At 55.3% G+C, this 25,639-nt stretch carries 24 protein-coding genes and 1 pseudogene; 9 read left to right on the top strand and 16 right to left on the bottom strand.

What is annotated here, in order from left to right; genetic code table 11:
- Positions 1-122: 122 nt before the first annotated feature.
- The 5 genes from CAP48_RS02610 to CAP48_RS02590 are packed head-to-tail and all read right to left on the bottom strand — an operon-like array spanning position 123 to position 4,974.
- Positions 123-1,211: an LLM class flavin-dependent oxidoreductase gene (locus CAP48_RS02610; protein ID WP_100694440.1), complete on the bottom strand. Its 1,089-nt coding sequence runs from the start codon at positions 1,209-1,211 to the stop codon at positions 123-125.
- Between the two features lie 12 nt (positions 1,212-1,223).
- The gene (locus CAP48_RS02605) at positions 1,224-2,333 is read right to left on the bottom strand and encodes an LLM class flavin-dependent oxidoreductase (protein ID WP_192871264.1); all 1,110 of its coding nucleotides are present in this window, start codon (positions 2,331-2,333) and stop codon (positions 1,224-1,226) included.
- 33 nt (positions 2,334-2,366) lie between these two features.
- Positions 2,367-3,134, bottom strand: coding sequence for an ATP-binding cassette domain-containing protein (locus CAP48_RS02600; protein WP_100694439.1), 768 nt, complete (start codon positions 3,132-3,134; stop codon positions 2,367-2,369).
- Between the two features lie 33 nt (positions 3,135-3,167).
- The gene (ssuC, locus tag CAP48_RS02595) at positions 3,168-4,010 is read right to left on the bottom strand and encodes an aliphatic sulfonate ABC transporter permease SsuC (RefSeq protein WP_100694438.1); all 843 of its coding nucleotides are present in this window, start codon (positions 4,008-4,010) and stop codon (positions 3,168-3,170) included.
- Complete coding sequence (locus tag CAP48_RS02590) at positions 3,991-4,974, bottom strand: aliphatic sulfonate ABC transporter substrate-binding protein (RefSeq protein ID WP_242444297.1); 984 nt, start codon at positions 4,972-4,974, stop codon at positions 3,991-3,993. The genes ssuC and CAP48_RS02590 overlap by 20 nt, the downstream gene beginning before the upstream one ends.
- A gap of 192 nt (positions 4,975-5,166) precedes the next feature.
- Between CAP48_RS02590 and msuE the strand changes: the two genes are divergently transcribed.
- From msuE to CAP48_RS02570, 4 genes are all read left to right on the top strand, one after another.
- Complete coding sequence (gene msuE / locus CAP48_RS02585; protein ID WP_100694437.1) at positions 5,167-5,748, top strand: FMN reductase; 582 nt, start codon at positions 5,167-5,169, stop codon at positions 5,746-5,748.
- Positions 5,749-5,785: 37 nt separating this feature from the next.
- Entirely contained in the window at positions 5,786-6,907 is a 1,122-nt protein-coding gene (gene ssuD, locus CAP48_RS02580) for an FMNH2-dependent alkanesulfonate monooxygenase (RefSeq protein WP_100694436.1), read from the top strand.
- A 221-nt stretch (positions 6,908-7,128) separates the two neighbouring features.
- Positions 7,129-8,052: a LysR family transcriptional regulator gene (locus CAP48_RS02575; protein WP_100694435.1), complete on the top strand. Its 924-nt coding sequence runs from the start codon at positions 7,129-7,131 to the stop codon at positions 8,050-8,052.
- A gap of 112 nt (positions 8,053-8,164) precedes the next feature.
- Complete coding sequence (locus tag CAP48_RS02570; RefSeq protein WP_100694434.1) at positions 8,165-9,217, top strand: MBL fold metallo-hydrolase; 1,053 nt, start codon at positions 8,165-8,167, stop codon at positions 9,215-9,217.
- 12 nt (positions 9,218-9,229) lie between these two features.
- Here the strand turns inward: CAP48_RS02570 and CAP48_RS02565 are convergent, their stop codons facing one another.
- From CAP48_RS02565 to CAP48_RS02555, 3 genes and pseudogenes are all read right to left on the bottom strand, one after another.
- Complete coding sequence (locus tag CAP48_RS02565) at positions 9,230-10,480, bottom strand: cyanate transporter (RefSeq protein ID WP_100694433.1); 1,251 nt, start codon at positions 10,478-10,480, stop codon at positions 9,230-9,232.
- Positions 10,481-10,484: 4 nt separating this feature from the next.
- Positions 10,485-10,958, bottom strand: coding sequence for a nucleoside deaminase (locus CAP48_RS02560; protein ID WP_100694432.1), 474 nt, complete (start codon positions 10,956-10,958; stop codon positions 10,485-10,487).
- A 19-nt stretch (positions 10,959-10,977) separates the two neighbouring features.
- A pseudogene (locus tag CAP48_RS02555) lies at positions 10,978-11,647 on the bottom strand (ankyrin repeat domain-containing protein).
- Positions 11,648-11,909: 262 nt separating this feature from the next.
- Between CAP48_RS02555 and CAP48_RS02550 the strand changes: the two are divergent.
- Positions 11,910-12,755: a LysR family transcriptional regulator gene (locus CAP48_RS02550; protein ID WP_100694431.1), complete on the top strand. Its 846-nt coding sequence runs from the start codon at positions 11,910-11,912 to the stop codon at positions 12,753-12,755.
- 207 nt (positions 12,756-12,962) lie between these two features.
- Here CAP48_RS02550 and CAP48_RS02545 read toward each other — a convergent pair whose 3' ends face one another.
- Together CAP48_RS02545 and CAP48_RS02540 are read right to left on the bottom strand one after the other, a co-directional pair.
- The gene (locus tag CAP48_RS02545) at positions 12,963-13,958 is read right to left on the bottom strand and encodes a tripartite tricarboxylate transporter substrate binding protein (protein WP_100694430.1); all 996 of its coding nucleotides are present in this window, start codon (positions 13,956-13,958) and stop codon (positions 12,963-12,965) included.
- Positions 13,930-15,198, bottom strand: a complete 1,269-nt coding sequence (locus tag CAP48_RS02540) for an amidase (RefSeq protein ID WP_255411694.1) — start codon at positions 15,196-15,198, stop codon at positions 13,930-13,932. Before CAP48_RS02540 ends, CAP48_RS02545 begins: the two co-directional genes overlap by 29 nt.
- Positions 15,199-15,379: 181 nt before the next feature.
- Here CAP48_RS02540 and CAP48_RS02535 point away from each other — a divergent pair, with 181 nt between their 5' ends.
- Entirely contained in the window at positions 15,380-16,294 is a 915-nt protein-coding gene (locus CAP48_RS02535) for a LysR family transcriptional regulator (protein WP_161495181.1), read from the top strand.
- Positions 16,295-16,392: 98 nt separating this feature from the next.
- Here the strand turns inward: CAP48_RS02535 and nadC are convergent, their stop codons facing one another.
- Both nadC and CAP48_RS02525 read right to left on the bottom strand, forming a co-directional pair.
- Positions 16,393-17,250, bottom strand: a complete 858-nt coding sequence (gene nadC, locus CAP48_RS02530) for a carboxylating nicotinate-nucleotide diphosphorylase (protein WP_100694427.1) — start codon at positions 17,248-17,250, stop codon at positions 16,393-16,395.
- Positions 17,251-17,369: 119 nt separating this feature from the next.
- Positions 17,370-18,311 (bottom strand): hypothetical protein, encoded by a 942-nt coding sequence (locus CAP48_RS02525; RefSeq protein ID WP_100694426.1) that lies wholly within the window; start codon positions 18,309-18,311, stop codon positions 17,370-17,372.
- 156 nt (positions 18,312-18,467) lie between these two features.
- On the opposite strand from CAP48_RS02525, the gene nadA reads away from it, so the two are divergent.
- Both nadA and nadB read left to right on the top strand, forming a co-directional pair.
- Entirely contained in the window at positions 18,468-19,643 is a 1,176-nt protein-coding gene (gene nadA / locus CAP48_RS02520; protein ID WP_100694425.1) for a quinolinate synthase NadA, read from the top strand.
- Positions 19,640-21,370, top strand: a complete 1,731-nt coding sequence (gene nadB / locus CAP48_RS02515; protein ID WP_242444296.1) for an L-aspartate oxidase — start codon at positions 19,640-19,642, stop codon at positions 21,368-21,370. Before nadA ends, nadB begins: the two co-directional genes overlap by 4 nt.
- A gap of 32 nt (positions 21,371-21,402) precedes the next feature.
- Here the strand turns inward: nadB and CAP48_RS02510 are convergent, their stop codons facing one another.
- The gene (locus CAP48_RS02510) at positions 21,403-22,062 is read right to left on the bottom strand and encodes an NAD(P)-binding oxidoreductase (RefSeq protein WP_100694423.1); all 660 of its coding nucleotides are present in this window, start codon (positions 22,060-22,062) and stop codon (positions 21,403-21,405) included.
- A 109-nt stretch (positions 22,063-22,171) separates the two neighbouring features.
- Between CAP48_RS02510 and CAP48_RS02505 the strand changes: the two genes are divergently transcribed.
- A complete protein-coding gene (locus tag CAP48_RS02505; RefSeq protein WP_100694422.1) occupies positions 22,172-22,615 on the top strand; it encodes an SgcJ/EcaC family oxidoreductase in 444 nt (147 codons plus the stop codon).
- A 286-nt stretch (positions 22,616-22,901) separates the two neighbouring features.
- On the opposite strand, the gene CAP48_RS02500 is transcribed toward CAP48_RS02505, so the two are convergent.
- From CAP48_RS02500 to narI, 3 genes are read right to left on the bottom strand one after another with little or no spacing between them, the layout of a single operon-like run.
- Positions 22,902-24,152 carry a nitrate/nitrite transporter gene (locus CAP48_RS02500; RefSeq protein WP_100694421.1) on the bottom strand — a complete coding sequence of 417 codons (1,251 nt, stop codon included), beginning with the start codon at positions 24,150-24,152 and terminating at the stop codon, positions 22,902-22,904.
- A 39-nt stretch (positions 24,153-24,191) separates the two neighbouring features.
- On the bottom strand, positions 24,192-24,938 hold the full coding sequence (locus CAP48_RS02495) for a peptidylprolyl isomerase (RefSeq protein WP_100694420.1): 747 nt from the start codon (positions 24,936-24,938) through the stop codon (positions 24,192-24,194).
- Between the two features lie 13 nt (positions 24,939-24,951).
- Positions 24,952-25,638 carry a respiratory nitrate reductase subunit gamma gene (gene narI, locus CAP48_RS02490; RefSeq protein WP_100694419.1) on the bottom strand — a complete coding sequence of 229 codons (687 nt, stop codon included), beginning with the start codon at positions 25,636-25,638 and terminating at the stop codon, positions 24,952-24,954.
- Between the last annotated feature and the right edge of the window lies 1 nt (position 25,639).

Here is a 25,639-nt window from a genome sequence, read left to right as displayed (position 1 = left end):
CGCATGCAGTGCGGGTAACCATAAAAGGGGCGATATACATATCGCCCCCTTTTATGTCATCTGTCTTGTCTGCTGCGTACTGGGCCCCGGTTTTTTACAGAGTCTCCCTCGCAGCAGACTCATTAATGCACGCGGGGCAATATATTTTCCCCGACACGCCAGGCTTCTTCCAGATTGGCATATCCGGAAAGAATGAAAGTATCTATACCAAGATCACAATACTGCTTGAGATAATCTGCGACCTGGTCATAGCTTCCCACCAACGCCGTTCCTGCTCCACCGCGAACCAGACCGATCCCGGACCATAAGCCCGGTTCGATTTCCAGATCCCGCACCGCAGTGCCGCGACCTCCCTTATTCAATTGCTGCATCCTGGCCTGCCCGACAGATTGGCTAGAGCGTAAAGATTTTTGTGCCTTCCTGATCGTCTCCGGCGACAGTTCACGCCACAGTCTTTCGGCTTCTGTCCAAGCCTGCTCTTGCGTACCGCGGGCGATCACATGGATCCGCAACCCAAAGCGCAAGGTACGGCCCTGCTGCTGCGCCAGGGCTCGCACGCGTTGCAGCCGCTCTCGCACCATGTTCTGGGTTTCTCCCCAAAGCAGGTATACATCGGCCGTATCGCTCGCGACCTTCTCGGCCACTGGCGAAGCGCCGCCAAAATAAATTGCGGGTGTTGCAGTGAGCGGGCGCACCAGTCCGCCATTGCGAATCTGATAATGAGCGCCGGAAAAATCCTGACCCGGTCCCTGCCACACCTGCCTGACCACCTGCAGAAATTCGGCAGTACGCGCATAACGTTCATCGTGGTCAAGAAAGTCGCCATAGGCTTGCTGCTGATTCTGATCTCCACCGGTAACCACATTCAGCAGCAAGCGGTTATTGGTAAACGTCTGCATGGCTGCCACTTTCTGCGCAGCATACGCCGGCAACTCGAGCCCCGGACGAAACGCCACAAGAAATTTGAGTTTTTCAGTATTCTGCGCCAGCGCGGCAGCGATCAGCCATGCATCCTCGCAGGCGGCGCCCGTGGGAATAAGTGCCGCGTTAAAGCCGGTCGCCTCTGCAGCGCGGGCGATCTGCACCAGATAGTCCACATCAGGCTCGCGATGCGCCAGATGCGTGGGCCGCAATTGTGGGTTACTGATGTTGCCTGTCAGGTGTCGACTGTCCCCGTTGGTGGGAAGAAACCAGTTAAATTCAATACTCATATCGTTCCTTATTCAGGCGCCGGCAACGGCGCGCATGGCGGTGGTGCTGGTCAGCAGCGGTACGACTTCTTCGCCGACGTTCAGGGCTTCCTCAAGATTGGGGTAGCCCGACAGAATGAAGCTGGAGATGCCCAACGCGTGCAATTGTTCGATGCGTTCGGCAACCTGTTCATGACTTCCCACGATGGCAGTGCCTGCCCCGCCACGCACCAGACCGATACCAGTCCACAGGTTTGGATAGACCTCCAGATCACGCACGTCATTGAAGGTATTGCTTTGGCGCAAGGCCCGCATGCGTGCCTGTCCCACCGACTCGCTTTTCTGCAGCTGTTTCTGCGCTTTTTCGATGGTTTCGCGGGGCACTTCCCTGAGCAGTCGATCGGCTTCGGACCAGGCCTGTTCAGGCGTATCACGAGAGATGATATGCACCCGATAACCATAACGTAGCCGCCGACCATGGCTTGCGGCCAACGCATCGGCCCGACTGATTCGTTCCTTTACCATTGTCGGTGTTTCACCCCAGAACAGATAGGTATCGCTATATTGCGCTGCGACGGCTTCGGCTGCGGCCGAGGCGCCACCGAAATATATAGGCGGAGGGCTGGCCATCGGACGAAGCAGCCCCGCGCTTTTCAGACGAAAATGCGTGCCTTCATAATCGAGGTTTTCTCCTGCCCAGATTTTCCGGACAATATCCAGAAATTGTGCAGTACGTTCATAGCGCTGGTCGTGATCCAGAAAGTCGCCGTAACCGCGCTGCTCAGCCGAATCTCCACCGGTCACCACATTGAGCAACAAGCGGTTGCCGGTCATTCGCTGCAGCGATTGCACGCTTTGCGCGGCCACGGCGGGCAGCACAAACCCGGGACGGAATGCAACCAGAAACTTGAGTCTGGTCGTGACCTGGGACAATGCGGCAGCGACGACCCAGCCGTCATGACAGGTGGGGCCGGTGGGAATTAGCACGGCATTAAAGCCTGCGTACTCGATCGCTCGTGCGACCGATTCCAGATACGCCGGTGTACTTTGCCTGATCCTGTTGGCCGACTCGCCTAGTCGATTATTCGTCAACCCATGAAAGTCACCGTGGTTTGGCAGATACCAATTCAGTTCTATTGTCATAAATCGCTTTACTCACAAAAAAAAGAAAGAGGACTATGCAGCCTGCGCCTGGAAAGCTGCCCCTTGACGACCCAGCAAACGGGACAGCAACTGCCCTTCCAGGGATGCGTATTGCGCATCCCCTCTTACACGCGGGCGGGCAAGCCTGACATCCATGTCAAATTTCACCGTATTCCGGTCAATCAGAATCACACGGTCAGCCAGCGCAATGGCTTCAGACACATCGTGCGTGACCAGGACCGCAGTGAAGCCATGATCCTTCCATAGTGATTCGATCAATTGCTGCATTTCAATACGCGTCAGGGCATCCAGCGCACCCAGAGGTTCATCCAGCAGCAACAACCGCGGTCGATGCGCCAACGCCCGGGCCAGCGCTACACGCTGACGCTGACCGCCCGATAGCACGCCAGGCCATTCGTCGGCGCGGTCCGCCAGGCCAACCTGATCAAGTGCCTCAATGGCAACCCGGCGAATCTGGCTTCCCTTCCCTTTCAGGCCGAGTGCCACATTGTCAGCCACGGTTTGCCAGGGCAGAAGACGTGCATCCTGATACATGATGCGTATATCATGACGGGACTGCGCGACCGCTCGCCCATCCACGCGTATTCTGCCCACGCTAGCTGTATCCAGCCCAGCTAACAGGCGCAACAGCGTACTTTTGCCGCTGCCGCTGCGTCCCACCACAGAGAGAAACTGACCCGCTGCAACGCTAAGGTTGACATCCTGCAATACCTGTCGCGTCCCGAAGCGTTTGCCGGCCCCTTCCATTCTCAGGTCAATTCCGCCGTTTACGTAGTCCATACTCTTGAATGCTCCAGTACATTATCCCGGTGTCTATTTAAATGCCGGATTCCAGCGCAACAACCGCCGTTCAAGCAAACGCGAGGCCGTATCGGCCAGTTTGCCAAGCAGGGCATATAGCAAAATGGCTACCACGACGATATCGGTCTGCATAAACTCACGGGCCGTCATGGCCATGTAGCCAATCCCGCTGCTGGCCGAAATCGTTTCGGCAACAATCAACGTCAGCCACATAAAACCCAGCGCAAACCGGACACCTACCAGAATGCTGGGCATGGCACCGGGAAGAATGACCTTGGTAAAAAGCTGCCAGTCTGACAGGCCGTAGGATCTGCCCATCTCTATCAGGTCACGGTCAACCGAGCGAATCCCGTGAAAGGTATTCAGATAGATGGGAAACAACGTCCCCAAAGCGACCAGAAAGAGCTTGCCCGCTTCATCAATGCCGAACCACAGAATGACAAGCGGAATGAGAGACAAGTGCGGTACGTTGCGTATCATTTGTACGGTGGTGTCCAGTAGACGCTCGCATACCCTGAAACCACCGTTCAGAAAGCCCAGGATCAGACCGAGAGCGCCGCCAATGAAAAAGCCGATTGCCGCGCGCACGAAACTGGACCACAAGTGAACAAAGATCTCTCCACTTCGTATCAATTCCCAGGCTGCCAGAACAACGGCAAGCGGCGACGGCGCAATGCGGGTCGACAGCCACCCGGCCCAGGCTGCCAATTGCCATAACAGAACCAATGCAATCGGCACCAGCCACGGCGCCAGGCTACTATTCACAATACGCGCCCAAAACAAGATCCTTTCTTGCTCAACAACGTGCTGATCGGCAACATGGACCGCAGGCTTATCATGGGCGCCAGATAACATTCTTGACCTCCAGAGCGCGAGGAATCAACTTTTGTGAAGAAAATGCATCTGCAATATTCTGCTGGTTCTGCGCAACCGGGTCTGTAATGTACGCCACACCATACGCGTAGTTCTCCAGTGCATGCCGGGTGATTTCCCGGCTCAGCCCAATCTGGGGCGACAGAATGTCTGCCGCTTCGTCAAAATGCGCCACTGTCCACTTATTGGTCGCATCAACTTCTTCTATCGTCCATTTCAGAATCTCTGGGTAGGATTTCGCGTAAGCGCCGGTGGAAAGGTAAAAATTATAGTTGTGTACCTGGTCGTGGCCGGCAACCAGGACGCGCGCGCCAATCTGTTCGATAGCGGCCTGGGCGAATGGATCCCAGATAACCCATGCGTCAATCGAGCCACTTTCAAATGCAGCCCGCGCATCTGCCGGCGGCAGATACTTCACATCAATATCCTTGTAGGCAAGATCTTCTCGTTCCAGCACTTTCAATAGCAGATAGTGCACGTTTGAACCGCGATTGAGCGCCACGCGCTTTCCTTTGAGTTCCTTGAACGACTGAACTGGCGAATTTTTTTGTACCAGGATTTTCTCGGCCTTCGGCGCCGGAGGTTCGCTCGCTACATACACCAGATCTGCCCCTGCCGCCTGGGCAAATATCGGCGGCGTTTCGCCGACGCAGGCAAAATCAATGCTGCCTACGTTCAATCCTTCGAGCATTTGTGGTCCGGCGGTAAATTCTATCCAGCGGACACTGACGCCTTCTTTTTTGAGTCGTGCATCAAGGTTGCCACGTGCTCTGAGCAGCGCAATGTTGGAACCCTTCTGCCAGCCCACCCGAAATAATTTTGCCTGGGTTTGCGCCCAAGCCAATTGCAGGGGTGCAATGGCAGCCAACGCGCCCAGTGCCGCCAGTAATTTCAATGATGATCTGCGGTTCTCGAAAGCGCTGTCTGTCATTTCTTGTGCATCCATGTCTGGTTGAAATTCCCGTTCATCTTAGCAACCTGACCATGGATGATTCCAATATCAATTTGTATTTTGCTTATGCCGCATCCTGCAGTTTATTTGGCATATACAAATGCTGTAAATATTGTTTGATCAGGCTGAATGCAATGTTGTAATGGATCTCATATTCATTTATTTATCCGATCAATCGAGAACAGCATGTCCCGTTTCCTAAACACAGTTGTCATAAATGGAAGCCTGCATCGTCCGTCACGTACCCGCGTCCTGCTGGAAGAAGTGACTCAGAAAATCTCACACGATGTCGCACTCCAAACCCAATTCATCGACCTTATCGATCTGGTTCCCTGCATCGGCACAGCCATGTCGAAAGACGACCTGAACACGGTCGCAAAACAGGCACTGCAGCGTATTGAGCATGCCGATTTTCTGATCGTGGGAGCGCCGGTGTTTCGCGGTTCGGTGCCGGGGCTATTTAAGCATCTGTTTGATCTGATCGACATGGACGCGCTCGCAGGCAAGCCTGCACTGCTGGCCGCTACCGGAGGCAGCCCCCGACACGGTCTGGTGATAGACCATCAGTTGCGTACCCTGTTTGGGTTCTTTCATGCCCTCAGCCTGCCTGCCGGCATTTACGCCACGTCAGCGGAGATACAAGACGGAAAGATTGTCAGCGAAACGCTGGCAAAACGTCTCGAATTGGTTGCATCCCTGGCTGCACCGGTGCTTAACGGCGTCGTCAATCAACAACGCCACAATATTGCTGAACGCGCTGTTGCATAAGCGCGATGTGCATTCCCTATCTTCTACCGCAAACGTCATGAACCCCGATATTTTCTGGTTTCTTCCGACCTCCGGCGACACACGCTATCTGGGCACGTCGGATTTTGGCAGGTACCCCACAAGCGAATATCTGCGTCAGATCGCCATCACTAGTGAAAACCTTGGCTATGACGGCTTGCTCATTCCTACCGGAAGCGCCTGCCTGGACCCGTGGGTTGTCGCCGCCAGCCTGATTCCGGTCACTCAGCGAATCAAACTGCTGGTTGCCCTCAGGACCTCGCTGGGCGGCCCGGCCCCCTCGGCCAGGCAAGCGGCTACGCTTGATCAGGCTTTGCATGGCCGCTTGCTGCTCAATGTCGTGCCGGGAGGAGATGCCGCCGAACTGGCTGCAGACGGTGTGCAACTGGGCCATGATGAGCGCTACGCAGCCGCAGATGAATATCTGCAAATATGGAAAAAACTATTGTCGGGGGAAACCGTTGATTTCGATGGAAAATACCTGTCAGTCACACAAAGCAGGAATTATCATGCGCCGGTGCAAAAGCCCTGGCCACCACTTTATTTCGGCGGTTCTTCCGAGGCGGCGCACGAGCTGGCTGCCCGGCACGTGGATGCCTATCTGACCTGGGGCGAGCCACCTGCAGCAGTCGCCAGCAAAATTGCCGATGTCAGAGCTCGCGCAGCAAAGCACCATCGAACAGTACGATTCGGACTACGGGTTCATGTCATCGTACGGGAGACGGAAGATGAGGCCTGGCAAGATGCACATCGGCTGATCAGTCATATCACTGACGATGATATCGCACGCGCCCAGCACAATTACGCCCAGATGGATTCGGTGGGCCAGCAGCGCATGGCGGCTTTGCATGCCGGACGGCGAGATAAGCTGGAAGTGGCGCCTAATTTATGGGCCGGCGTAGGTCTGGTCCGCGGTGGCGCAGGCACCTCACTGGTGGGTGATCCACAAACCGTGGCTGCCCGACTTCAGGAATATGCCGATCTGGGGATCGACACCTTCGTACTATCGGGATATCCTCATCTGGAAGAGGCGATTCGCTTTGCGGAGCTGGTTTTCCCATTGCTGGGCAAAGCGGCAGTGACCACCCAGGGCCTGGCGCAGACAGGGGGCGCATTTGACCGCAGGGTGGCGCAGGAGTGACCTAGGAACGATAGCGGCACCGGCTAATGATTGCTTGAAGGGCCTACAGCCTTGTGAGATACTCAGGATCAAAGCGATGAGGAAGTAGACTATCCTGGTGTCGCCGTTCTGAGAAAAATCGTTCCCATGCCCCGTAAAGTGATAACAACTGCAATAACACTGCTGTCCTGCATACCATCGCGTATTGGCGCTTGCAGCCCCAATGCCAAAGGGTATCGCCGATGACTCGGCCGATCGGAGACCTGGACATCAATCTGCTGCTCGCGCTGGATGCGCTGTTGCAGGAGCAGAATGTGACACATGCCGCAAGCAGGTTGAATATCACGCAGTCGGCGCTCTCTGGACGTCTGACCCGGCTGCGCCGTATTCTTAATGACCCACTGTTTGTTCCCTCCTCGTCGGGACGAGGTATGACCCCGACCGCGCATACACTGGCGCTCAAGCCAGAGCTACAGCGACTGTTGCAGCAACTGACACGATTTGTCCAGTCGGCCCACATTTTTGATCCGGCCACCAGTGAACGTACGTTTCGCATTGCCGCAATGGATAACCCGGCAGCTATTCTTGCTCCTGCGCTACTGCCGCTGGTTCAGGCCCGGGCGCCGGGTGTCAGGGTGGCCTTTACGCTGCCAGATAAAGGCCGCGTTAGCGAGCATCTGGAACGAGGGGAAGTTGACATCTTTATCGGCGCAGATCATGCTGGCACGCCAAACCTCATCGGCCGCCAGCTCTTCAACGAAGAATTCCTGACTGCGCAACGCACCGGCCACCCTCGTGGCACGGGCCCGCTATCGCTGGATGCGTTTTGCCAATTGGATCATCTGCTGATTTCAACCAGCGGCGGCATGTTCAACGGGATGATTGATGAGGCGCTTGCCGATCTTGGCCGGCAACGACGCGTAACCGTTTCGGTCCAGAGCTACGCCCTGGCGCCGCTGATTTTGGGTGCAACAGATTGCATCTGCACCTTGCCCAGGCGATTTCTAGAACGATTTACCAGTAGCCTGGATCTGTTTACTCCCCCCATGGCCGTTGATACATTTTCGATGAAGCTGTACTGGCATTCAACAGTGAATGCCGATCCGGCACACCGGTGGCTGCGATCAATCATTTTCGAGGCGGTACAGAGCACGCACAATCATTGAATTTACAAGTCATCAGCAGTATCGATAGGTCGAATTGAAATTAACGATTTGTACAGCGCCAGCCAATGACGCATGATGTGATTTCTCCGAACAAACATGGAAAATCAACGCAATGTCACGCATCACTCCGCTACTTTTTTCCGGCGCGCTCGCCATCACAAGTGTGTTTGCCTCGCCTGCCTATGCCCAGGCCACAACCGCCGCAACGACTGTTGCAACCACCACAACCCTTGCAGCAACAACCGCTACACCAACCGCTGCAACGACTTCTACAAAACCGGCTGCTTACACTCGACAGGCCGACTCGTATTCTATGCCGCTTGGCAATTTGACGATTAGCGCTCTGTCAGATGGCACTGTGCCCCAGGATCTTTATCAACTACTGATTGGCGCATCTCATTCCCATATTGATAATCTGCTTGACCAGTCTTTTCTTGCCAATCCCGTTGAAGCGTCCATTAATGCATTTCTGATCCGCGATGGAAAACGTAATATCCTGGTGGATACCGGGTCCGGAGAACTGTTTGGACCGGGCTACGGAGGCAAACTTTACGACAGCCTGGCCAGCGTCGGGCTCAAGCCTGAGCAAATTACCGACATCCTGGTCACACACATCCACACCGACCACACCGGCGGACTGGTACAAAAAGGCAAACCGGCCTTTCCAAACGCGACCGTTTATGTCGGCGCGCCCGATCTGGCCTTTTTTCTGGATGCGGGCAACGCTGAAAAAACCGGCTATGACGATAAGTATTTCGCAGAGGCGATCAAGACAATCGGGGTTTATGACAAGCTGGGCAAAGTGAAAACCTTTGACGATGAGCAGACCATTCTTCCCGGGATAAAGGCGACAATCCATCCGGGACATACGCCTGGCAGCGCGTTTTTTACTGTCAGTAGCCAGGGACAGTCTATGGTCTTTGTCGGTGACATTGTCCATGTCGAGTCCGTTCAATTTCCCGAACCGGACATCGCCATTGTGTATGACCTGAAGCCGGAAGACGCAATATCGGTAAGAAAAAATGCCTTTTCCGATTTCGCCGGCAAGCGTCAGCTGATCGCCGCACCCCACTTGCCATTTCCCGGTATGGGTCATGTCCGCGCTGAGTCGAAGACCCATTTCAGCTGGCATCCGGTCGAATATCGCAATCGCACAAGCGATTGATGATTTCAGCGCCTATCGTGGGTTTGCATCACAGAGGCAGTGGGCAGCAAGAGGTCCGGTTGCCTGCTTCGTGATGTCGACGCCGCGCATGGCGCTTGCATAGCGCCCAGGAGAAAAGCGCGAGACCACGGTGGCGACAACAAGCACGGTTGCCAGATGTCCCATCCATCCGGCCTCGTAGCCCCCGGTCACGTCGTGGAGTAACGCGACAAGCCAAGCAGGCGCCGCGGCGATCAGAAAACCACCACCCTGCATGAGGGCTGAGAGCGCCCCAGCCTGTGCAGGATCAGACAAATGATCCAGTGCCACAATCAGCATTAAGGCAAAGCAGCCGCCCAGCCCGCAGCCCAACATAATCACCCAGCCAAGCGCAGCGTAGCCCGGTGCGAACGCCAAACCCGCAAAACCGATGCCTTGCATCACAAATGTGAACCATAGCCAGGGCCGGCGATCCGGTGCGTTCCTGGCAAACAATGGCAGCGCAAGCGCCGATAGCGCCTGGCTCACCGCCAGCACTGCCAGTAAGCCGCCACTGGCCTCGGCGCTCCAGCCTCGCTCTTGATAGGCCGGCGCCAGCCAGGCGACCACAGATGTGTAGCCGCCGTTCATTAGTCCGAAGCAAAGCATCAAAAGCCAGGTGCGAGGTCGCGCCAGCAACAGCCGGGCAGCGCCTTCAGTCTTGCTCCTGCCGGTATCAATCGGTAGAAAAGACCATGCCAGTAAAAGCGCCGCTGTGGCCGGCAATGCAAACCACGCCAGACCAACAGTCCATAGCCCTGCACTCGAAGACACGACAGGCGCGGTGAGTGCGCCCAGCGCTCCACCGCCCATGAGCATTGCCGAATATAGCCCCATCATGGGACCGACATGGCGGGCAAACTCACGCTTGATCATCCCCGGAAAAATCGCTTGTATGATTGCGACACCTAAACCAATCAACGCTGCCGTCGTAATAAGACTCCACCCACTTGGGCTCAATAGACGCAAAGCACAACCGCAACAGATCATCAGCAATGCAGCAATGACAGAACGGCGCGCACCAAACGCACTTTGCAGGGCCGGTCCGATAAATGCCACACCGCCCATCAGCAACATCGGCACAAACGTCAGCATAGCCATGCCTTGCAGGCCCAACCCCGTGTGCTGCTGAATCTTGCCGGCAAGCGGTCCGATACTGGTAATGAAGGGTCGCAGATTAAATCCTATAAGCGCAACCGTTGCGACAAGCATGGCTCGCACAAGCGCCGATTGAACCCGCATCATGAATTCAAGCCCCTTTTTGTTCCTGGTGTTTCCAATAAGCGTACAGATCGGGCCTGGCAGCAAGCCGGGTTGGCACATGACGGATGGTCATGGATTGCTCGGCAAACGGCCTGGCCAGCTCGGAATATATTTCTGCTGTAGAAAGACCATAGGGCGCACCGTCTTCATTGCTATAGGCGTAGGTTACTTCTTTGATTGCCGCCAGTCTCATTGCCCCCATGCACATGGGGCACGGGTGACCGCTGGCAAAAACACTGCACCCGGCCAGACTGGCTGAACCCAGATGCTGACTGGCCGCCCTGATGGCCAGTAATTCGGCATGCGCGGTAGGATCGTTGGTCGTTATGATTTCGTTGACCGCCTGGGCAATCACCTGCCCGTCGCGAACGACCACAGCCCCAAACGGGCGACCACCCGTTTCTGCATTGGTATAGGCAAGCTCGATCGCCTGCTGGAGAAAATGTGTATTCTGTTGCATTGATGTGACCTTTTGAATATCAACGCCCGCCAGCGGCGCGCAGCATATTTTCTATTTCGCGATAGCCATGTGAGCGCGCGTGTGCGAGTGGGCTCACGCCCTCGCGATCAGCCAGATTAGGGTTGGCGCCCGCCTTTAGCAGGGCGTCCACGATCTGCTGGTGCTGCTCACCGCCTGAGCCAAGAATAATGGCCTCCAGCAATGCTGGTCCATCCCAGATTATTAACGTGATCAACATCGACACCGGCTTCAATCAGCGTTCTGACCGTTTGCACATGGCCGCGTTCGGCAGCAGGAATCAGCGCGGTTCCGCCATACCGATTGGTACTTTTGAGATCAGCTCCGTGAGTCAGCGTGAGCTTGAGAATGTCCAAATGCCCCCGGGCGCCGGCATACAAATAGGCGCTGTCGCTTATATTGTCTTTTGCATTGACATCGGCGCCAGCTGCAATAAGCGTTTGCGCAGCGCGCACCTTATTCGCCCTTGTGGCAACAAGCAGCGCAGTCGCGCCCGAGCTATCGCGTGCGTCTGTTTCTGTGCCGCCGGATAAAAGTTGCTCGATGGCAGCGACATCGTCATTGCCTGCTGCACTATGTAACGGATATGCTTTCATGACTGCTTTCGACAAAATAGGCGTGCAGGCCAGTAGAACGACTGTGAATACCGCCATGACAATCGATCTGGCCATATGACCTCCAAAATCATTGCAATTGGGATTGGGATCGGCGCCTGGTGCTTCATAATCGCGGACCACGCACGGAATGGTGGGCTGCAGGAACGCTTAAATTCAAGCACGTCGTGTGGGTTTCGCACATATCAGCACCGAACCGCAGCCAGTATAGTCGTGTCGCTTTGTATTTGGAAATTAAATTGTTGAATAGTAAATATTAAGAATGCACATGTTGTGCTTATAATTACAATCACGATACTTCATAAACAGGGAAACGACATTGCTTGATCCCCGTCTTCTGGCGGCGTTTGTCGAGATTGTCGATACAGGCAGCTTTACGGCGGCCGCAGATCGCCTGCACCTCACGCAATCGACCGTCAGCCAGCAGTTGGCAAGGCTTGAGTCGTCAGTTGGCCAGCAACTGGTGCACCGCAACGCCCGCCCGGTACAGGCCACTGTTCCCGGTGAACGGCTGGCGGGTTACGCCCGACGCATTCTCGCGCTTGAACGCGAAGCACAAGCCATGCTGGGAGACCCGGCCGGCACCCAATCCATACGCATCGGTCTGCCGGAAGATCTGGTCACCGCTCAAATGGCGACAGTCTTCAGGGCCTGTACCCATATGCACCGCTCGGTTCGGCTGGACATTACGACCGGCTTGAGCCGCAATCTGACCGACCGTTACCGTGGCGGGGAACTCGATATTGTCGTCGTCAAAGAATCAGCAGCAAGCGCAGACTGCCACGCCAGCTTCCCGGAAGCATTGGCCTGGTATGAAAGTGCAGACAATGGCCAGTCTTGGTCCGACCCCATTGCGCTAGTCACTTTTCCGCCCGGGGGACTGTACCGCGAAGCCATGTTTGATCGTATCGAACGGGAGCGCAGAAAATGGTACGTTGCTTTTTCTGGCAGCAGCTTTCAAAGCGTGCTGGTCGGTGTAGAGACCGGTCTGGGTCTGTCTGTACTGCCCGTTAAAGCCACCACAGGGCGACGTGTACGCCAGTACGCGCCTTTGGGCAACATGGCCGCGATGGTTGTCTCTCTCTATGCATGGGATAAAAGCGGGCCGGCAGCAGAGCTGATCAATCAGATGACTGAGGTACTGGCGCACCGGCCGGAACCATAATGGACTCTGCTGAATTAACGGCCGGTGGTAGAGGGTAGAGGATCGGTGACGGCCGCATCCTGGCATATGCAAAATTGAGCTACCGGAAGACAAGCCGCAATACCATTCTCCAACAAAATCACATTATGTTTTCCAAGTTTGGCAGCTTAGACCAACGAGCGTTTCGCATCGAGCGATCTGGCTTTTGGAAACCGCCGCGTACTTTTTTTACTCGGCACGAACCCCTGCTCGAGCGACAGTTTCTTTCCATTGCTGGTATTCAGCTTCTTGCAGTTTGGCCAACTCTGCAGGGCCTTTTTTCATTACCGACATTCCCAAACCCTTAAAAAGCTTTTGTGTGCCTGGATCATCCAGAGCCCGTTGGGCCGACGAATGCAACTTATCAATAATCGATTTGGGTGTACCTGCAGGGGCATATAGCGCCACCCACATCTCGCTTTGGAATCCCGGCACCTTCTCAATGATGGCAGGTGTATCCGGAAGAACGTCGGTGCGCGTTGCACTTGAGACACCCAATGCTCGCAATTTTCCGGATCGAATATTTTCCAGAACCGACGACAAGCTGCCAAACACCACGGGTACGCGTCCACCCAGAACATCAGCCATTGCGGGCGCAACCCCTCTGTACGGAATATGCTCCATTTCCGTCCCGATTGCGTGAGTCAGCATTTCCGGTATGAGGTGATTCAATGTACCCGGACCCGCGGATGCGTATTGAAATTGTCCGGGATTTTCTTTGATCAACGTAAGAAATTCATCAAGGTTTTTTGCCGGAAAATCCGGATGGACTGCCAGGACATAAGGAACCGTACCTAGTCCCGTCACAGGTTCAAAGTCTTTAAGAGGATCGAAATTGGCATTACGAAACACCCACGGCGTGATCAACTGGTTGCTATTGGCCGTTACAAAAAGACTATATCCGTCGTTCTTTTCGCGCAGCATGGCCTGATTGCCAATGACTCCGCCAGCACCTGGCTTGTTGTTGATCACAATGGGCTGCCCCAGCAGCGCTGCCAGCTTATCCGACACGATTCGCGCAACAATGTCTGTTCCACCACCTGCGGCGGTTGGGGTCATTATCGTTATCGGACGAACAGGATAGTCGGTCACTGTATCGGCATTTGCAGAAAATACACTGCATAAACCGGCAAGCGCAATAACGGCGCATGCCACCTTACTCAACGATTTGTTTGCTACCAACATTGTCTTCTCCTTGTAGATTCATTTTGTCTTCAACGATTGCGGCCAGGGCTAGCAATCTGAAGTCCTGATGCCAGTCGGCGATCAATTGCACACCGACAGGCATCCCTCCTGTGCCTAAGGTTACGGGCAGATGCAAGCATGGCCATCCCAATACTGACCACATTTTGTTGAATGCCGGTACGCCTGTATGTCCTTGTCCCGCGGGGGCCGTACTTGCTGCACTGGCGGTCAGAATAAGGTCCGCGCCCCCGGTTAGTGCTCGCCATGATTTTCTCAACTCCTGCTGAACGCTGAGCATGTCCAGATATAAGCTATCTGGAACAGCAAACCCTTCATTCACGTTTTTCAGTAATACGGCACTGAGCACCTTGCTCTTTCTATCAACAATAGGCGCCAGGTTTCGTGCGAATTCATACTTCATGATGACGTTATGTGCCTGAGCCAGCAGAGTAAGTTCCTTTTTGATATTGATGTCAAAACAAGTTGCGCCTTCCTCACTGAGCAGCTGTTGCACGCCGCGCAACACCGTCAACGCTTCTGACTCCGCTTGTAGCCCATCACCCTGTAAGTTGACTGCCACTTTAATATCGTGCAGCCCATGCAAGGATGGCACCGCCATTTGCGGCAAAAGCACATTTGCCATCGTTTGCGCATAATCAACAGATGCGGCGTGCCAGCCGATTACATCCAGCGATTCGCATGTCAATTTCAATCCACTTCTGCTAACCAAACCGATAGACGGTTTAAACCCGACGACACCGCAATAGGCGGCGGGACGAATGATTGATCCGCCGGTTTGCGTACTCAGCGCCAGCGGCACCATGCCGGCGGCGACCCCTGCTGCCGATCCGCTGGAAGAGCCTCCTGGCGTATGATCCGTGTTCCAGGGATTGCGCGTTCGACCTGGGGTGCGAAAGGCATACTCTGCGGTCACTGTTTTTCCAATGGGGATGGCGCCTGCTGAACGTAATTGGGAAACACAAGCCGCATCATATTGGGCTGCAGGTTCGTCGGCGTCATCTATGCCGCATTGTGTTGGCAGGCCGCAAACATCAATGACGTCCTTGACGCCAAACGGGATGGCCGTCATGGATCCTGACATGGCAGTTGCAATATCCCGTTCAAGTTCATCCCATCTTCGTAGTCTCACCCATGCCTGTACATCGGCCTCTCTTTGCCTGATTTGTTCCAAGCTGGTGCGTACCGCGAAATCCGCCGGTAGGCGGGACAACGCTTGCATGCTTGGAAATGGCTGCGGAAGGGACTTGGGAGACTGCACGGGCGTCATCTTTGTTTTCTCTCTGTTTCTCGAATGGGGGTGGGTAACAATTGCTTTAACTATTGATCCATAAATGGTAGAGTAAGTATTGATACCCAGTCCAATACTATTTTTGGCATAATTGATGATGATTTCGGAAATAATGAAGCTTGACGGGCGTTTGCTCGTTTCGTTTTGCGTGTTGGCTGAAGAGTTGCACTTTGGAAAGGCTGCAACTCGCCTTTCTATCAGCCAGCCGCCGCTTAGTCGTCAGATCAGGCAATTGGAAGAATGGGTTGGTACTCCCTTGTTCTTGCGTTCGACCCGGAGTGTCTCTCTGACTGCTGCCGGTGCCGTTATGTACGAACAGGCGCGCCGAATTTGTGCCGATATGGAATATATGCTTCAGACTTCCCGGCAGATTGCGCGCGGCAGTACCGGTTCGTTGTCGATCGGCATCACGCCAAGTGCGGCAAACTCACCGCTGGTCGAGTCCCTTCACGCGTTTCGCCGAGATCACCCGGGCATCCAATTGGATCTGCGGGAAATGGACTCGATCTGTATGACTGATGCCTTGCTCTCGCGACAATTGGATATCGCGCTCATGCGTCCCATCGTAAGAAGCGACCAGATACAAACCACGACGGTTTACGAAGAGCCCATTGGGCTAGTGACAAGAACAGACCATGTTGTTGGCAGCAAGACAGTCAGGCTGGCCGATATCGTACGGCATCCGCTGGTGGGTTACGACGAGTCTGTATCGCCCTATTTTGCCGCGATGCTTAGCGAAGTGTTTGCCGGCACCGGCGTGACGCCCAATGTCATACAAAAGAGTCGCCTGCCATCTATACTAACGTTGGTAGAAGCCGGCGTGGGCCTGGCAATTGTTCCTCAATCTATGGCCCGTTCTCGTGCAGATATCCTGACCTGGATCCCAATTGAAGACCATAATCTGCAGATGGCAAAAATCGTTCTCGCGGTAGAACACGCTGCGCCAAACCCGGTCATTCACCACTTTGTCGGATCTTTATTGCAAAAAAAGCATCGCTGTCCGACCCTCGCGCAGCACATCCATTAAATACCATTTCCTTGTCGTCTGGCCGCCATATTACCGACGATGTAGCTTGAGAATGGCGTGACAGCGCCCTGGCGATCACTACCGCAGCATCAACGCGCTCATGCCTCAAAATCAAGACCGATATCCAGCGCCTTGGTACTGTGTGTGAGATACCCAATCGCAATATAGTCAACACCGGTTTGCGCAACGGCTTGCACCGTTTCAGGCGTAATACCGCCGGACGCTTCTGTTTGCGCCTTGCCCTGGCACATTGCTACCGCCTGGCGCAAGGTGTCGCAATCCATATTGTCCAACAACACAAGCCTGACGCCTTCCTCCAGGGCGATCGCCAGCTGTTCCAGGGTATCGACTTCAAGCTCCACAGGCGTCAAATGCCCTGCCTGCGCATGAGCCTGGGCAATGGCGGTACGCAGATCGCCGGCCAGCGCAATGTGGTTGTCTTTAATCAGCATGGCGTCATCCAGCGCCATACGATGATTCCAGCCGCCCCCGACGCGAACTGCGTATTTCTGCAATACCCGCAAGCCCGGAATCGTCTTGCGGGTGCAGGTAATGCGTGCGTTCGTATCCGCTACCAGCCTCACGATGTCTGCCGTTTGCGTGGCGATACCGCTCAGGTGCGTCAGGAAATTCAGCGCCGTCCGCTCGGCCGCCAGCATAGACCGGACATTCCCGGAAACCGTCGCGAGCAACTGGCCTGCCTGAACATGCGCGCCATCCTGCCGGACGATATTGACGTCGATGGCCGGATCAATTTGTGCAAACGACAACCGGGCCAGCGCCATTCCTGCGATCACACCCGGGCGACGCGATACCAGATGCAGGCGCCCCTGCTTGCCGTCAGGAATGGTCACCTGGGAAGTAATATCCCCTTTTCGACCCATGTCTTCTGCCAGCGCCGCCTGTACAAATGGTAATAAGACAACGTCGGGTAATTCGTGAGCAGCGCAATTCATAAGCTAACAGGTCCTGTCCAAAAAGCGCCCCAGAGGGGCTGTTATATACTCAAAATGAGTATATAACAGCGATAAGAAACCGACAATGGATTATTCAAAAGTTTATTTTATTGGAAAGTTTATTTATTGACGGGCAGCTTACTGCCGGACAGCAGGCTCTCGAGCAAAACCGTATCCTTGAACCGGTACAGCTGTGCCGGGCGCCCCCGTTCCTGCACCGCGCTTTGTCCGGTCGGCTTGAGCAAATCCTGATGATGCATCAGGCGCCGGAAATTTTGCTTGTGCAACTCAACACCGGCCAGGCTTTCGATACTTTTCTGCAATTGCAGCAGCGTAAATTCAGCGGCCATCAATTCGGAAATCACCGGACGATATCTGATTTTTGCACGCAGCCTTGACATGGCCATGGCCAATACCCGCCGATGATTGTGCTGCATGGCCTTACCCGTTATGGCTTCAGGGATGGACCCATCGAACAACGGTGACTCTGGAATGAGGCCCACTTCATAGAGCAATTCATAGCGATACAGGGTGTTGTCTTCGATCCAGGCATGTTCACCCTGTCCCCAGCACAGATCCACGCGTCGCTGCCGGCTCTGGCGAACCGCATCATTCTCTGCGAAAGCGACCCATTTTCTCAGATGAGGGTAAAAAACGCGGGCGATCCATTCGGGTCTGCCCTCGCGATGATCCTCCCAGGGGAAGTAACGGTACCAGTCCTGCCAACTGGCGTTGGCTTCCAGCAGGCGCTCGTCGGCTTCCTTGACCAGGCCCAGGTAACTGACATACAGCACGGGCTGCCCCGAGGCACGGGTACGAAGCGTATCGACAAAGGTGTAGAGCTGCTCGACGTAGCCCATGGGCTGCATGGTCTGGTTCTTGACCCACTGGCGCACGCCGGCCTGCAAGGAGCTATGGACGGGAGATAAGGGCCCAAAGGGCAGGATATTACCGTTTTCCACGGTGAGCACCCGCGCGTTCAGATTGGTAATCGCAATCAAAACCGCCACAACCTCGGTAGCGCCCTCTGTAGTGCTCGACACGGAAAAACCTGAAGCCATACCTAACATATCCTTCAACAATGTATGGATTCTATCAGAATGGCCTTGACGGCATTTGCGCCGCTACGCATGCGCCCGGGAAATCAAAAAGGGCTTTACCATTTATACTCATTTAGAGCATAATATACTTTCGAAAATGGCACGGGACACAGACACATGACATCAACCTCCTTCTCTTCTGTACGCAAGACCTTTGACATTGATTTTCCGACGCTGGATCGGCCGGCCTCCGACGCGGACGTGGGATCGGCCTGTCAGGTAAAGCAGGCATGGGCCAGCGTACCTGCACCGCTTGGCAAACAGGATCGGGACGCGTATCGGCAGTTGATTGTCGATCTTCTGGCACAGCAGCAGGCAACGTTGGTTGCGCACTACTACGTTGATGCTGAACTACAGGATCTGGCGCTACAGACCGGCGGTTGTGTCGGCGACTCGCTGGAAATGGCCCGTTTCGGCCGTGATCATCCGGCCACCACATTGGTTGTGGCCGGCGTCAGGTTCATGGGCGAGACTGCCAAAATACTGAGCCCGGAAAAGCGGGTGTTAATGCCGGACCTGGATGCCAATTGTTCACTGGATCTGGGCTGCCCGCCCGATGCTTTCGCGGCGTTCTGCGATGCCAATCCGGGACGAACGGTGGTGGTGTATGCCAATACCAGCGCGCAAGTCAAGGCCAGGGCCGATTGGGTCGTTACCTCTTCGATCGCCTTAGAAATCGTGACTTACCTGCACCAGAGGGGTGAAAAAATCCTGTGGGGACCCGACCGTCATCTGGGCCAATATATACAGCAGCAAACCGGCGCGGACATGTTGCTGTGGCAGGGCTCGTGCCTGGTGCACAATGAATTTAAGGCCGAAGAACTGGCCGACTTGAAAAAAGCCAATCCGCAAGCGCGTGTGCTGGTACATCCCGAATCGCCGGCCCCGGTGGTTGCTCTGGCAGATGTCGTCGGTTCTACCAGCCGGCTGATCCAGGCCGTCACCGAGCTGCCGGCGACCCGTTTTATTGTGGCGACCGACCAGGGCATTGTGCATGAAATGCAAAAACAGGCCCCCGACAAGACCTTTATTGCCGCCCCCACGGCCGGCGAGAGCGCGACCTGTAAGAGCTGCGCCTTTTGCCCATGGATGGCAATGAACGGGCTTGCCGGCGTAGCCAACTGCCTGCAAACGCATAGTGGTGAAATCATACTGGATCCAGGATTAGGCTATCGGGCGCATAAACCCATCGGGCGCATGCTTGATTTTGCTGCCGCCTACAAAAAAAACATCCGGGCCAGCGGCGATCTGAGCCGCGATGTTCATTTATTTTCCCAAATCGGACCTGCATGATGAAGGGCGCTGTTCGTGACTATGATGTGTTGATTGTCGGTTGCGGTCTGGCCGGCCTGTCGGTCGCACTCAGCCTGCCTGGCAGTTTGCGGATTGCCATTATCAGTAAACAGTCGCTGGAGACCACCGCCAGCAGCAAGGCCCAGGGCGGGATAGCGGCGGTGCTGGACGCCGAAGATCATACCGACAATCACATTCGTGACACGCAGGTTGCCGGCGCCGGCCTGTGCGATATGACAAGTGTCAGCCACATTGTGCAAGCGGCCCCAGCTGCAATTGACTGGTTGAGACACCATGGAGTCCAATTTACTCTTGCCGGCGCGGATCAATTACACCTGACGCGCGAGGCCGGGCACAGTCATCGCAGGATCGTTCATGCAGCAGACAGTACTGGATCGGCGATCACGTCTGTGTTGCAGACACGGCTGCGACAACGGCCCAACGTGGACGTGTTTGAGCATACCGTGTGCGTCGATGCATTAATCACGCATGAATTAATGACACATGAATTAACCAGAGATGAATTAACCACGGATGAACGGGTCGCCCACGAGTCAGCCTCGTATGAACACACAGCTCGATCCGCCTGCTGGGGTGTCCAGGCACTAGATACAGCATCGGGCAAAACTCTGGCCCTGACCGCAAGCCACACTGTCCTGGCCACGGGCGGACTGGGACAGCTGTTTCCGTATACCACCAACCCGCCCACCGCTACCGGCGACGGTCAGGCCATCGCTTGGCGGGCGGGGTGCCGGATTGCCAATCTGGAGTTCGTACAGTTTCACCCCACTGCCCTGGCATTGCCGAACACGGCCTCCTTTTTGATCTCAGAAGCGGTCCGGGGCGAGGGCGGTGTGCTGGTGAACGCCGACAAACGCCGCTTCATGCCTGATTACGATTCGCGTGCGGAACTGGCGCCTCGCGATATTGTGGCACGGGCCATCCACTCTGAAATAACCAGGCAACAAGGGCAGCCTGTATGGCTGGATATTTCACATCGTCCGGCCGAGTTTATCCGCGAGCACTTTCCCATGATTTACCAGACTTGCCTGGACGCGGGCCTGGATATCACCCGCGAACCCATTCCGGTTGCGCCGGCGGCACATTACTCCTGCGGTGGCGTCATTACCGATTTGAGCGGGCGCACCAATGTTAAAGCTCTGTATGCTGTAGGCGAAGTTGCCGATACCGGCCTGCACGGCGCCAATCGGCTTGCCAGTAACTCGCTGCTCGAATGCATTGTGATCGGGCGAAATTGCGCACAAGCCGTTATTGAGCAATACAATCACGTGGGCCGAACGCAATCGGCCGCGACAACAGCGGCGCTTGCCGGCCACGCACTGCAAGCGGTCGATGGCAGTCCCGATATGTCAGCATTGCCTGATATGTGTGCACCTGATACGCCTGCGTTGCCTGATGCAGCCGACATTCGGCAGCTCATGGGGAGAAATATGGGCATCATGAGAACAAGGTCGGGCATCAGTCAGACGCTTGACCAGTTAGGGCATTGGCGCAGACAGCTGGCGCAGACGCCTGGACTTGCCCGAATGCCAATGCTGCTCGATTTGCGCAACCGTCTTGACTGCGCCTGGCTGATCGCAGCATGTGCTGTCCAGCGCAAAGAAAGCCGGGGCCTTCATGCCCTGGCCGATTTTCCCCAGACGCTGGCCGAACCTGTCACCAGTCTGATCGGCCGGCCAGGGCGGTCTATGCCAGTCCTGGCCTAAAGCGAACCCGGCCAAGCCGACCGCCGCATTAGTCAGGCGCGCGCCAGTTGCTGCACGGCCGAACCTACCGGCGTATCGCCCTGTGTCAGTTCAATAATGATCCGGTTTAGTCCGGAATGTTCAATGATTTCGACCAGGGCAGCTGCTACGTCGGCACGCGGTATGCCGCCATAGGGAATGGCCAGACCTGCGCGTACATTGCCAGTGCCGGGGGTATCGAGCAATGTGCCGGGCCGCAGAATGACCCAGTCCAGATCCGTCGCGGCCAGATGCGCGTCGGCGCGCTTTTTCACGGCCATGTAATTTTCAAAGGTCTCGGACACCGCCTTGCCGCGACCGGCTTCGGGGAAAGCCGACACAAGAACAAAACGTCGGATGCCCGCTGCCATAGCCGCCGCCACGGCCAGCTCCAGCCCATCTCCGTCAATGGCGTTAGTCATCTGGGCCCCGCCCTTGCCACCGGCCCCTGCCGAGAACACCACCACATCACAGTCAGTCATCAGTTGGGCCAGTTCAGCTGTCTCCAGTTTGAGCAGATCTCCATATACGGGGATGGCGCCCAGTGCTTCGAGTTCATCCGCTTGTTTGACATCGCGATGCAGGGAGCGGGCTTTGTGCCCACGCGTGCTCAGCTGCCGGGCAAGATGGCGGGCAACTTTTCCAGAACCGCCAACAATAAAAACATTTGTCATATTTCCTCCTTGTATGCTTTGCCCGGGTAAAGCAACGGCATCTGCGGTACCTGCAGATCATTCGCTCTGCTACACTGATCGATACACTACTGATCGGCAGGAGACTGGCATGAACGCTATGAATCAGCCGCAAGATGCGCCCGTCGCCTTTCAAATGGCATGGAACAAGCACGACATGCCGGCGCTTGGCACATTGTTCCATGAAGACGCTACGTTCGTAAACCGTTTTGGGCATTATGTACGTGGCGTCGATGAGATTGTCGGACTGCACGCACCTATTCACTCTACCATCTACAGCGACTCGACCATCGAAAATGAATTGATCGATATGGTCGCGATCAACAGTGAAGCGGCGATCGTGCACTTCTGGAGCCGCCTGACAGTCGGAACGGCCCATCCAGCAGGGCCCCATGCGGTCGACACGCTGATCCTTGCCGTTCTCACCCGTGAGAACGGCGCTTGGCGAATCAAGGCGCTGGAGAACGTCACATTGACAAATCCTCGGACGGGAGAGAACGTGTTGAGAGACGGCCCGGGCACCGTCGCGCCCTGACAGGGGTACAATCAGGACACACTCAGTCAATAAAATATTGCTATTACAATGGTGATGAGCCTTGGTCCCAAGGCCGGCGTGCGATGTACGCAGCGCTGGTTCGTCACAACAAAGCACAATGAGGCACGAGGCTACGCAGGCATAGGCCCGCCGCCGTCGCCATATGCGACTGATGCCTGCCTGCGCTTATCGGGCCGCCACGGGGCGATCTCCTTATTCTTACTTTTTTACCGAGGAACAGCCTGCAAAACATCTGCTGATTTGCTGTCAGATCTGCGGCGACGCGCTATCTGCCGCCAGGGCCGATCACGTCACCTGAGATCTGGACGCGTTTGACCTCCGACACATAAATGATAATCAACGAGACCCACACCACGCCATAAAGCAGCATAAAACAGCTTGAGCGGATCTGAAAAAGCTCGGCGAGAATGCCGAACATAATGGGCAACAAAAATCCGGCCAGCCCCCCTGCCAATCCGACAATGCCGGTGACGGTTCCCATATTGTCCGGAAAGTCATCTGCCACATATTTGAAGGTGGACGCCATACCAAATGCAAAGACCGCGCCCAGCACAAACAAGATCGCAACAAACAGCCATATCGGCATATATAAATGGAATGTCGCCGAACCCTCAAGCGTTTTGATGGTCAGTTGGGTATCCGGATACGACAGCAGGAACAGGCAAACCCATGCGACCCAAAGACACCACCACGTAACATTGTGCGCCCCAAACCGGTCTGCCAGCCCACCGCCGACCGCCCGCATTATGGCGCCCGGCAACGAGAAGCCGGCGGCCAGAGCCGCAGCGGCAACCAGCGTCAAACCATACTCACCCTGAAGATACTGTGGAATCCACAAGGACAGCGCGGTAAATCCGCCAAACGTGATCGAATAATACTGGCAGTATCGCCAGACTTTGGGATTTCTCAGAATCCTGAATTGATCGGCAAGACTACCAGTGGTCTTGCCGGCGCCAGGGTCAGCCGCCGACACAAACCAGAACGCGACCGCCGTTATCAATAAAACAACTGCATAGATTTTGGGTACAGTACGCCAGCCAAAACTCTCAAGCAGGATGGGCGTTAAAAACAGGTTTACCGCCGCGCCCACCGTTCCAGCGCCGAAAAAACCCATGGCAAAGCCTTTTCTGTCACCCGAGAAAAAGCGCGCAACATAGGGGGTGCCGATGGCAAATGACGCACCGACCAGTCCAAGAAATAATCCAATGACCAGGAAATGCCACAACTGCTGGGAATAGCTCACCAGATAGACCGGAACGGATGCGCCTGCCAGCAGGATCGTCATCATGACCCGTCCGCCGAAGCGATCAGTCCATATCCCGAGGGGCAGCCTGAACAGTGCGCCAGTCAAGACCGGCGTCGAGGTCAGAAGCCCGAACTCAAAGGCGCTCAGACCAAGTTCCTGACGGATCTGAATGCCAAGGACGCCGAACATCATCCATACAACAAAGCAAACCATAAATGCAAAGGTGCTGCTGTATAAGACAGCATACGCTTTAGGACTTTCGGTCTTCATCGTTCGTCTCTCATGTGACGGTAAGAAGGGATTCGTTGATTACTGCAGCAGCGGCGAATCGGCCCCCTCCATATCCAATCCTTTGATGTGGGCCTGCCCTACCAGCAATTGCAAATATTGCGAGGTGGCGCGACGCCGGCTGGACTGACTGAGCCAGTCCGCAATGCGCTCGCGTACCACGTCAAATGCCATCACCTCTCCTGCATGCTTCGTGCCGGTGCGCACAATATGGAATCCGTGACGGGTATCGACCAAGCGATTCAGGAGCGAGTGCGCTGGCATGGCAAACACCGTTTTTTCAAACTCCGGCACCGTTTCGCGACGGTGAATAACACCCAGGGATCCGCCACTGGATGAAGTTGGGCAATTGGAATACTTGCGTGCATATTCGGAAAAGGCCTCCGGCACATCCTGATAAAGGCTGTTGAGAATATCCCCTGCATGTGCACGCAGCCGCTTCGCGTCAATCTGCGGCGTAAGCTGAAACAGGATATGCCAGACCTGGACGCTGTCATTGTGAATGAACTGGTTTTTATGCTGTTCGTAATATCGACGACAGGCTTGCTCATCCGGTTCGGGCGTCTGAATTTCGGCGTCAAACACCGCCTGTATCAATGCCTGCGTGCTGGCTTGCTTGATACCCAACACTCTTGCGCGCTGACGCACCAGTTCCCTGAGCACCAGTTCATGGCTTGCGCTTTTGACCGGATCACGCTGCTCGCTGTGCCTGGGCAATTCAGCTGCCAATTGTGCCTCATCAATATTTATGCCATTGACCACAATCATGATTATTTCTCCATCAGCGTGAGCGCACCAATTGCCATGCCCGAGTAAGATAGGAGACCGATGCAAAGCCGCTCCAGACATGGACCAGCCTGGTGAAAGGAAAAATCAAAAACAAGGTCATTCCCAATATCATATGAGCCTGGTAGACCCAGGGCGCGCCCAGCATCACATCGGCAGCGCCGCTGCGGAATGTCACGATACGTTGCGCCCAATCGCCCAGCATCAGCATGACCGCACCATCCTTATGCTGCACCGATGTGAAAATCGAAAGTAGCCCCAGTAACAACACGACCAGTATCCAGAACAAGGTCAGCCAGTCGCTGAATCTTGACGTGGCAACCAGCCGCGGCTCGGACACCCGTCGGTATATCAGCAGCAATAGCCCGATCAGACAGACAACTCCGAGCACGGCCCCAATCACAATGGCCAGCCACTGCTTTGCCTGCGTGGAAACGCCAAGCGCATGATAGACCGCCGGCGGGGTCAACAGACCGAAGAGATGGGTGAAGAACAGCGCAATAATACCAGCATGAAATAAGATGCTGCCCAGGCGCAACGTGCTGCGTTTGAGCAACTGGCTTGAATCGCTCTTCCAGGTGTACTGGCTACGCTCAAATCGCATCAGACTGCCCAGCAGAAATATCACCAACGCAATGTACGGATATATTCCGAAGAAAAAGTGATGTAGATAAGAGTACATT

The sequence above is a fragment of the Advenella sp. S44 genome (assembly GCF_002810445.1).
Classification (GTDB): domain Bacteria; phylum Pseudomonadota; class Gammaproteobacteria; order Burkholderiales; family Burkholderiaceae_B; genus Advenella.
Note: the sequence above shows the minus strand (reverse complement) of the source record. Positions and strands in the feature narration are given on the sequence as shown.

Excerpts from the sequence above, each read along its gene's own strand:
- CAP48_RS02575 (WP_100694435.1), top strand. The coding sequence starts at position 7,129 with ATGACTCGGCCGATCGGAGACCTGGACATCAATCTGCTGCTCGCGCTG.
- CAP48_RS02535 (WP_161495181.1), top strand. The coding sequence starts at position 15,380 with ATGAAGCTTGACGGGCGTTTGCTCGTTTCGTTTTGCGTGTTGGCTGAA.
- CAP48_RS02560 (WP_100694432.1), bottom strand. The coding sequence starts at position 10,958 with ATGCAACAGAATACACATTTTCTCCAGCAGGCGATCGAGCTTGCCTAT.
- CAP48_RS02590 (WP_242444297.1), bottom strand. The coding sequence starts at position 4,974 with ATGGATGCACAAGAAATGACAGACAGCGCTTTCGAGAACCGCAGATCA.
- narI (WP_100694419.1), bottom strand. The coding sequence starts at position 25,638 with ATGTACTCTTATCTACATCACTTTTTCTTCGGAATATATCCGTACATT.
- CAP48_RS02495 (WP_100694420.1), bottom strand. The coding sequence starts at position 24,938 with ATGATTGTGGTCAATGGCATAAATATTGATGAGGCACAATTGGCAGCT.
- ssuC (WP_100694438.1), bottom strand. The coding sequence starts at position 4,010 with ATGTTATCTGGCGCCCATGATAAGCCTGCGGTCCATGTTGCCGATCAG.
- CAP48_RS02540 (WP_255411694.1), bottom strand. The coding sequence starts at position 15,198 with ATGCAAGCGTTGTCCCGCCTACCGGCGGATTTCGCGGTACGCACCAGC.
- ssuD (WP_100694436.1), top strand. The coding sequence starts at position 5,786 with ATGAACCCCGATATTTTCTGGTTTCTTCCGACCTCCGGCGACACACGC.
- CAP48_RS02500 (WP_100694421.1), bottom strand. The coding sequence starts at position 24,152 with ATGAAGACCGAAAGTCCTAAAGCGTATGCTGTCTTATACAGCAGCACC.
- nadC (WP_100694427.1), bottom strand. The coding sequence starts at position 17,250 with ATGAATTGCGCTGCTCACGAATTACCCGACGTTGTCTTATTACCATTT.
- CAP48_RS02525 (WP_100694426.1), bottom strand. The coding sequence starts at position 18,311 with ATGGCTTCAGGTTTTTCCGTGTCGAGCACTACAGAGGGCGCTACCGAG.
- CAP48_RS02510 (WP_100694423.1), bottom strand. The coding sequence starts at position 22,062 with ATGACAAATGTTTTTATTGTTGGCGGTTCTGGAAAAGTTGCCCGCCAT.
- msuE (WP_100694437.1), top strand. The coding sequence starts at position 5,167 with ATGTCCCGTTTCCTAAACACAGTTGTCATAAATGGAAGCCTGCATCGT.
- CAP48_RS02570 (WP_100694434.1), top strand. The coding sequence starts at position 8,165 with ATGTCACGCATCACTCCGCTACTTTTTTCCGGCGCGCTCGCCATCACA.
- CAP48_RS02505 (WP_100694422.1), top strand. The coding sequence starts at position 22,172 with ATGAACGCTATGAATCAGCCGCAAGATGCGCCCGTCGCCTTTCAAATG.
- CAP48_RS02605 (WP_192871264.1), bottom strand. The coding sequence starts at position 2,333 with ATGACAATAGAACTGAATTGGTATCTGCCAAACCACGGTGACTTTCAT.
- CAP48_RS02545 (WP_100694430.1), bottom strand. The coding sequence starts at position 13,958 with ATGTTGGTAGCAAACAAATCGTTGAGTAAGGTGGCATGCGCCGTTATT.
- nadA (WP_100694425.1), top strand. The coding sequence starts at position 18,468 with ATGACATCAACCTCCTTCTCTTCTGTACGCAAGACCTTTGACATTGAT.
- nadB (WP_242444296.1), top strand. The coding sequence starts at position 19,640 with ATGATGAAGGGCGCTGTTCGTGACTATGATGTGTTGATTGTCGGTTGC.
- CAP48_RS02565 (WP_100694433.1), bottom strand. The coding sequence starts at position 10,480 with ATGATGCGGGTTCAATCGGCGCTTGTGCGAGCCATGCTTGTCGCAACG.
- CAP48_RS02610 (WP_100694440.1), bottom strand. The coding sequence starts at position 1,211 with ATGAGTATTGAATTTAACTGGTTTCTTCCCACCAACGGGGACAGTCGA.
- CAP48_RS02600 (WP_100694439.1), bottom strand. The coding sequence starts at position 3,134 with ATGGACTACGTAAACGGCGGAATTGACCTGAGAATGGAAGGGGCCGGC.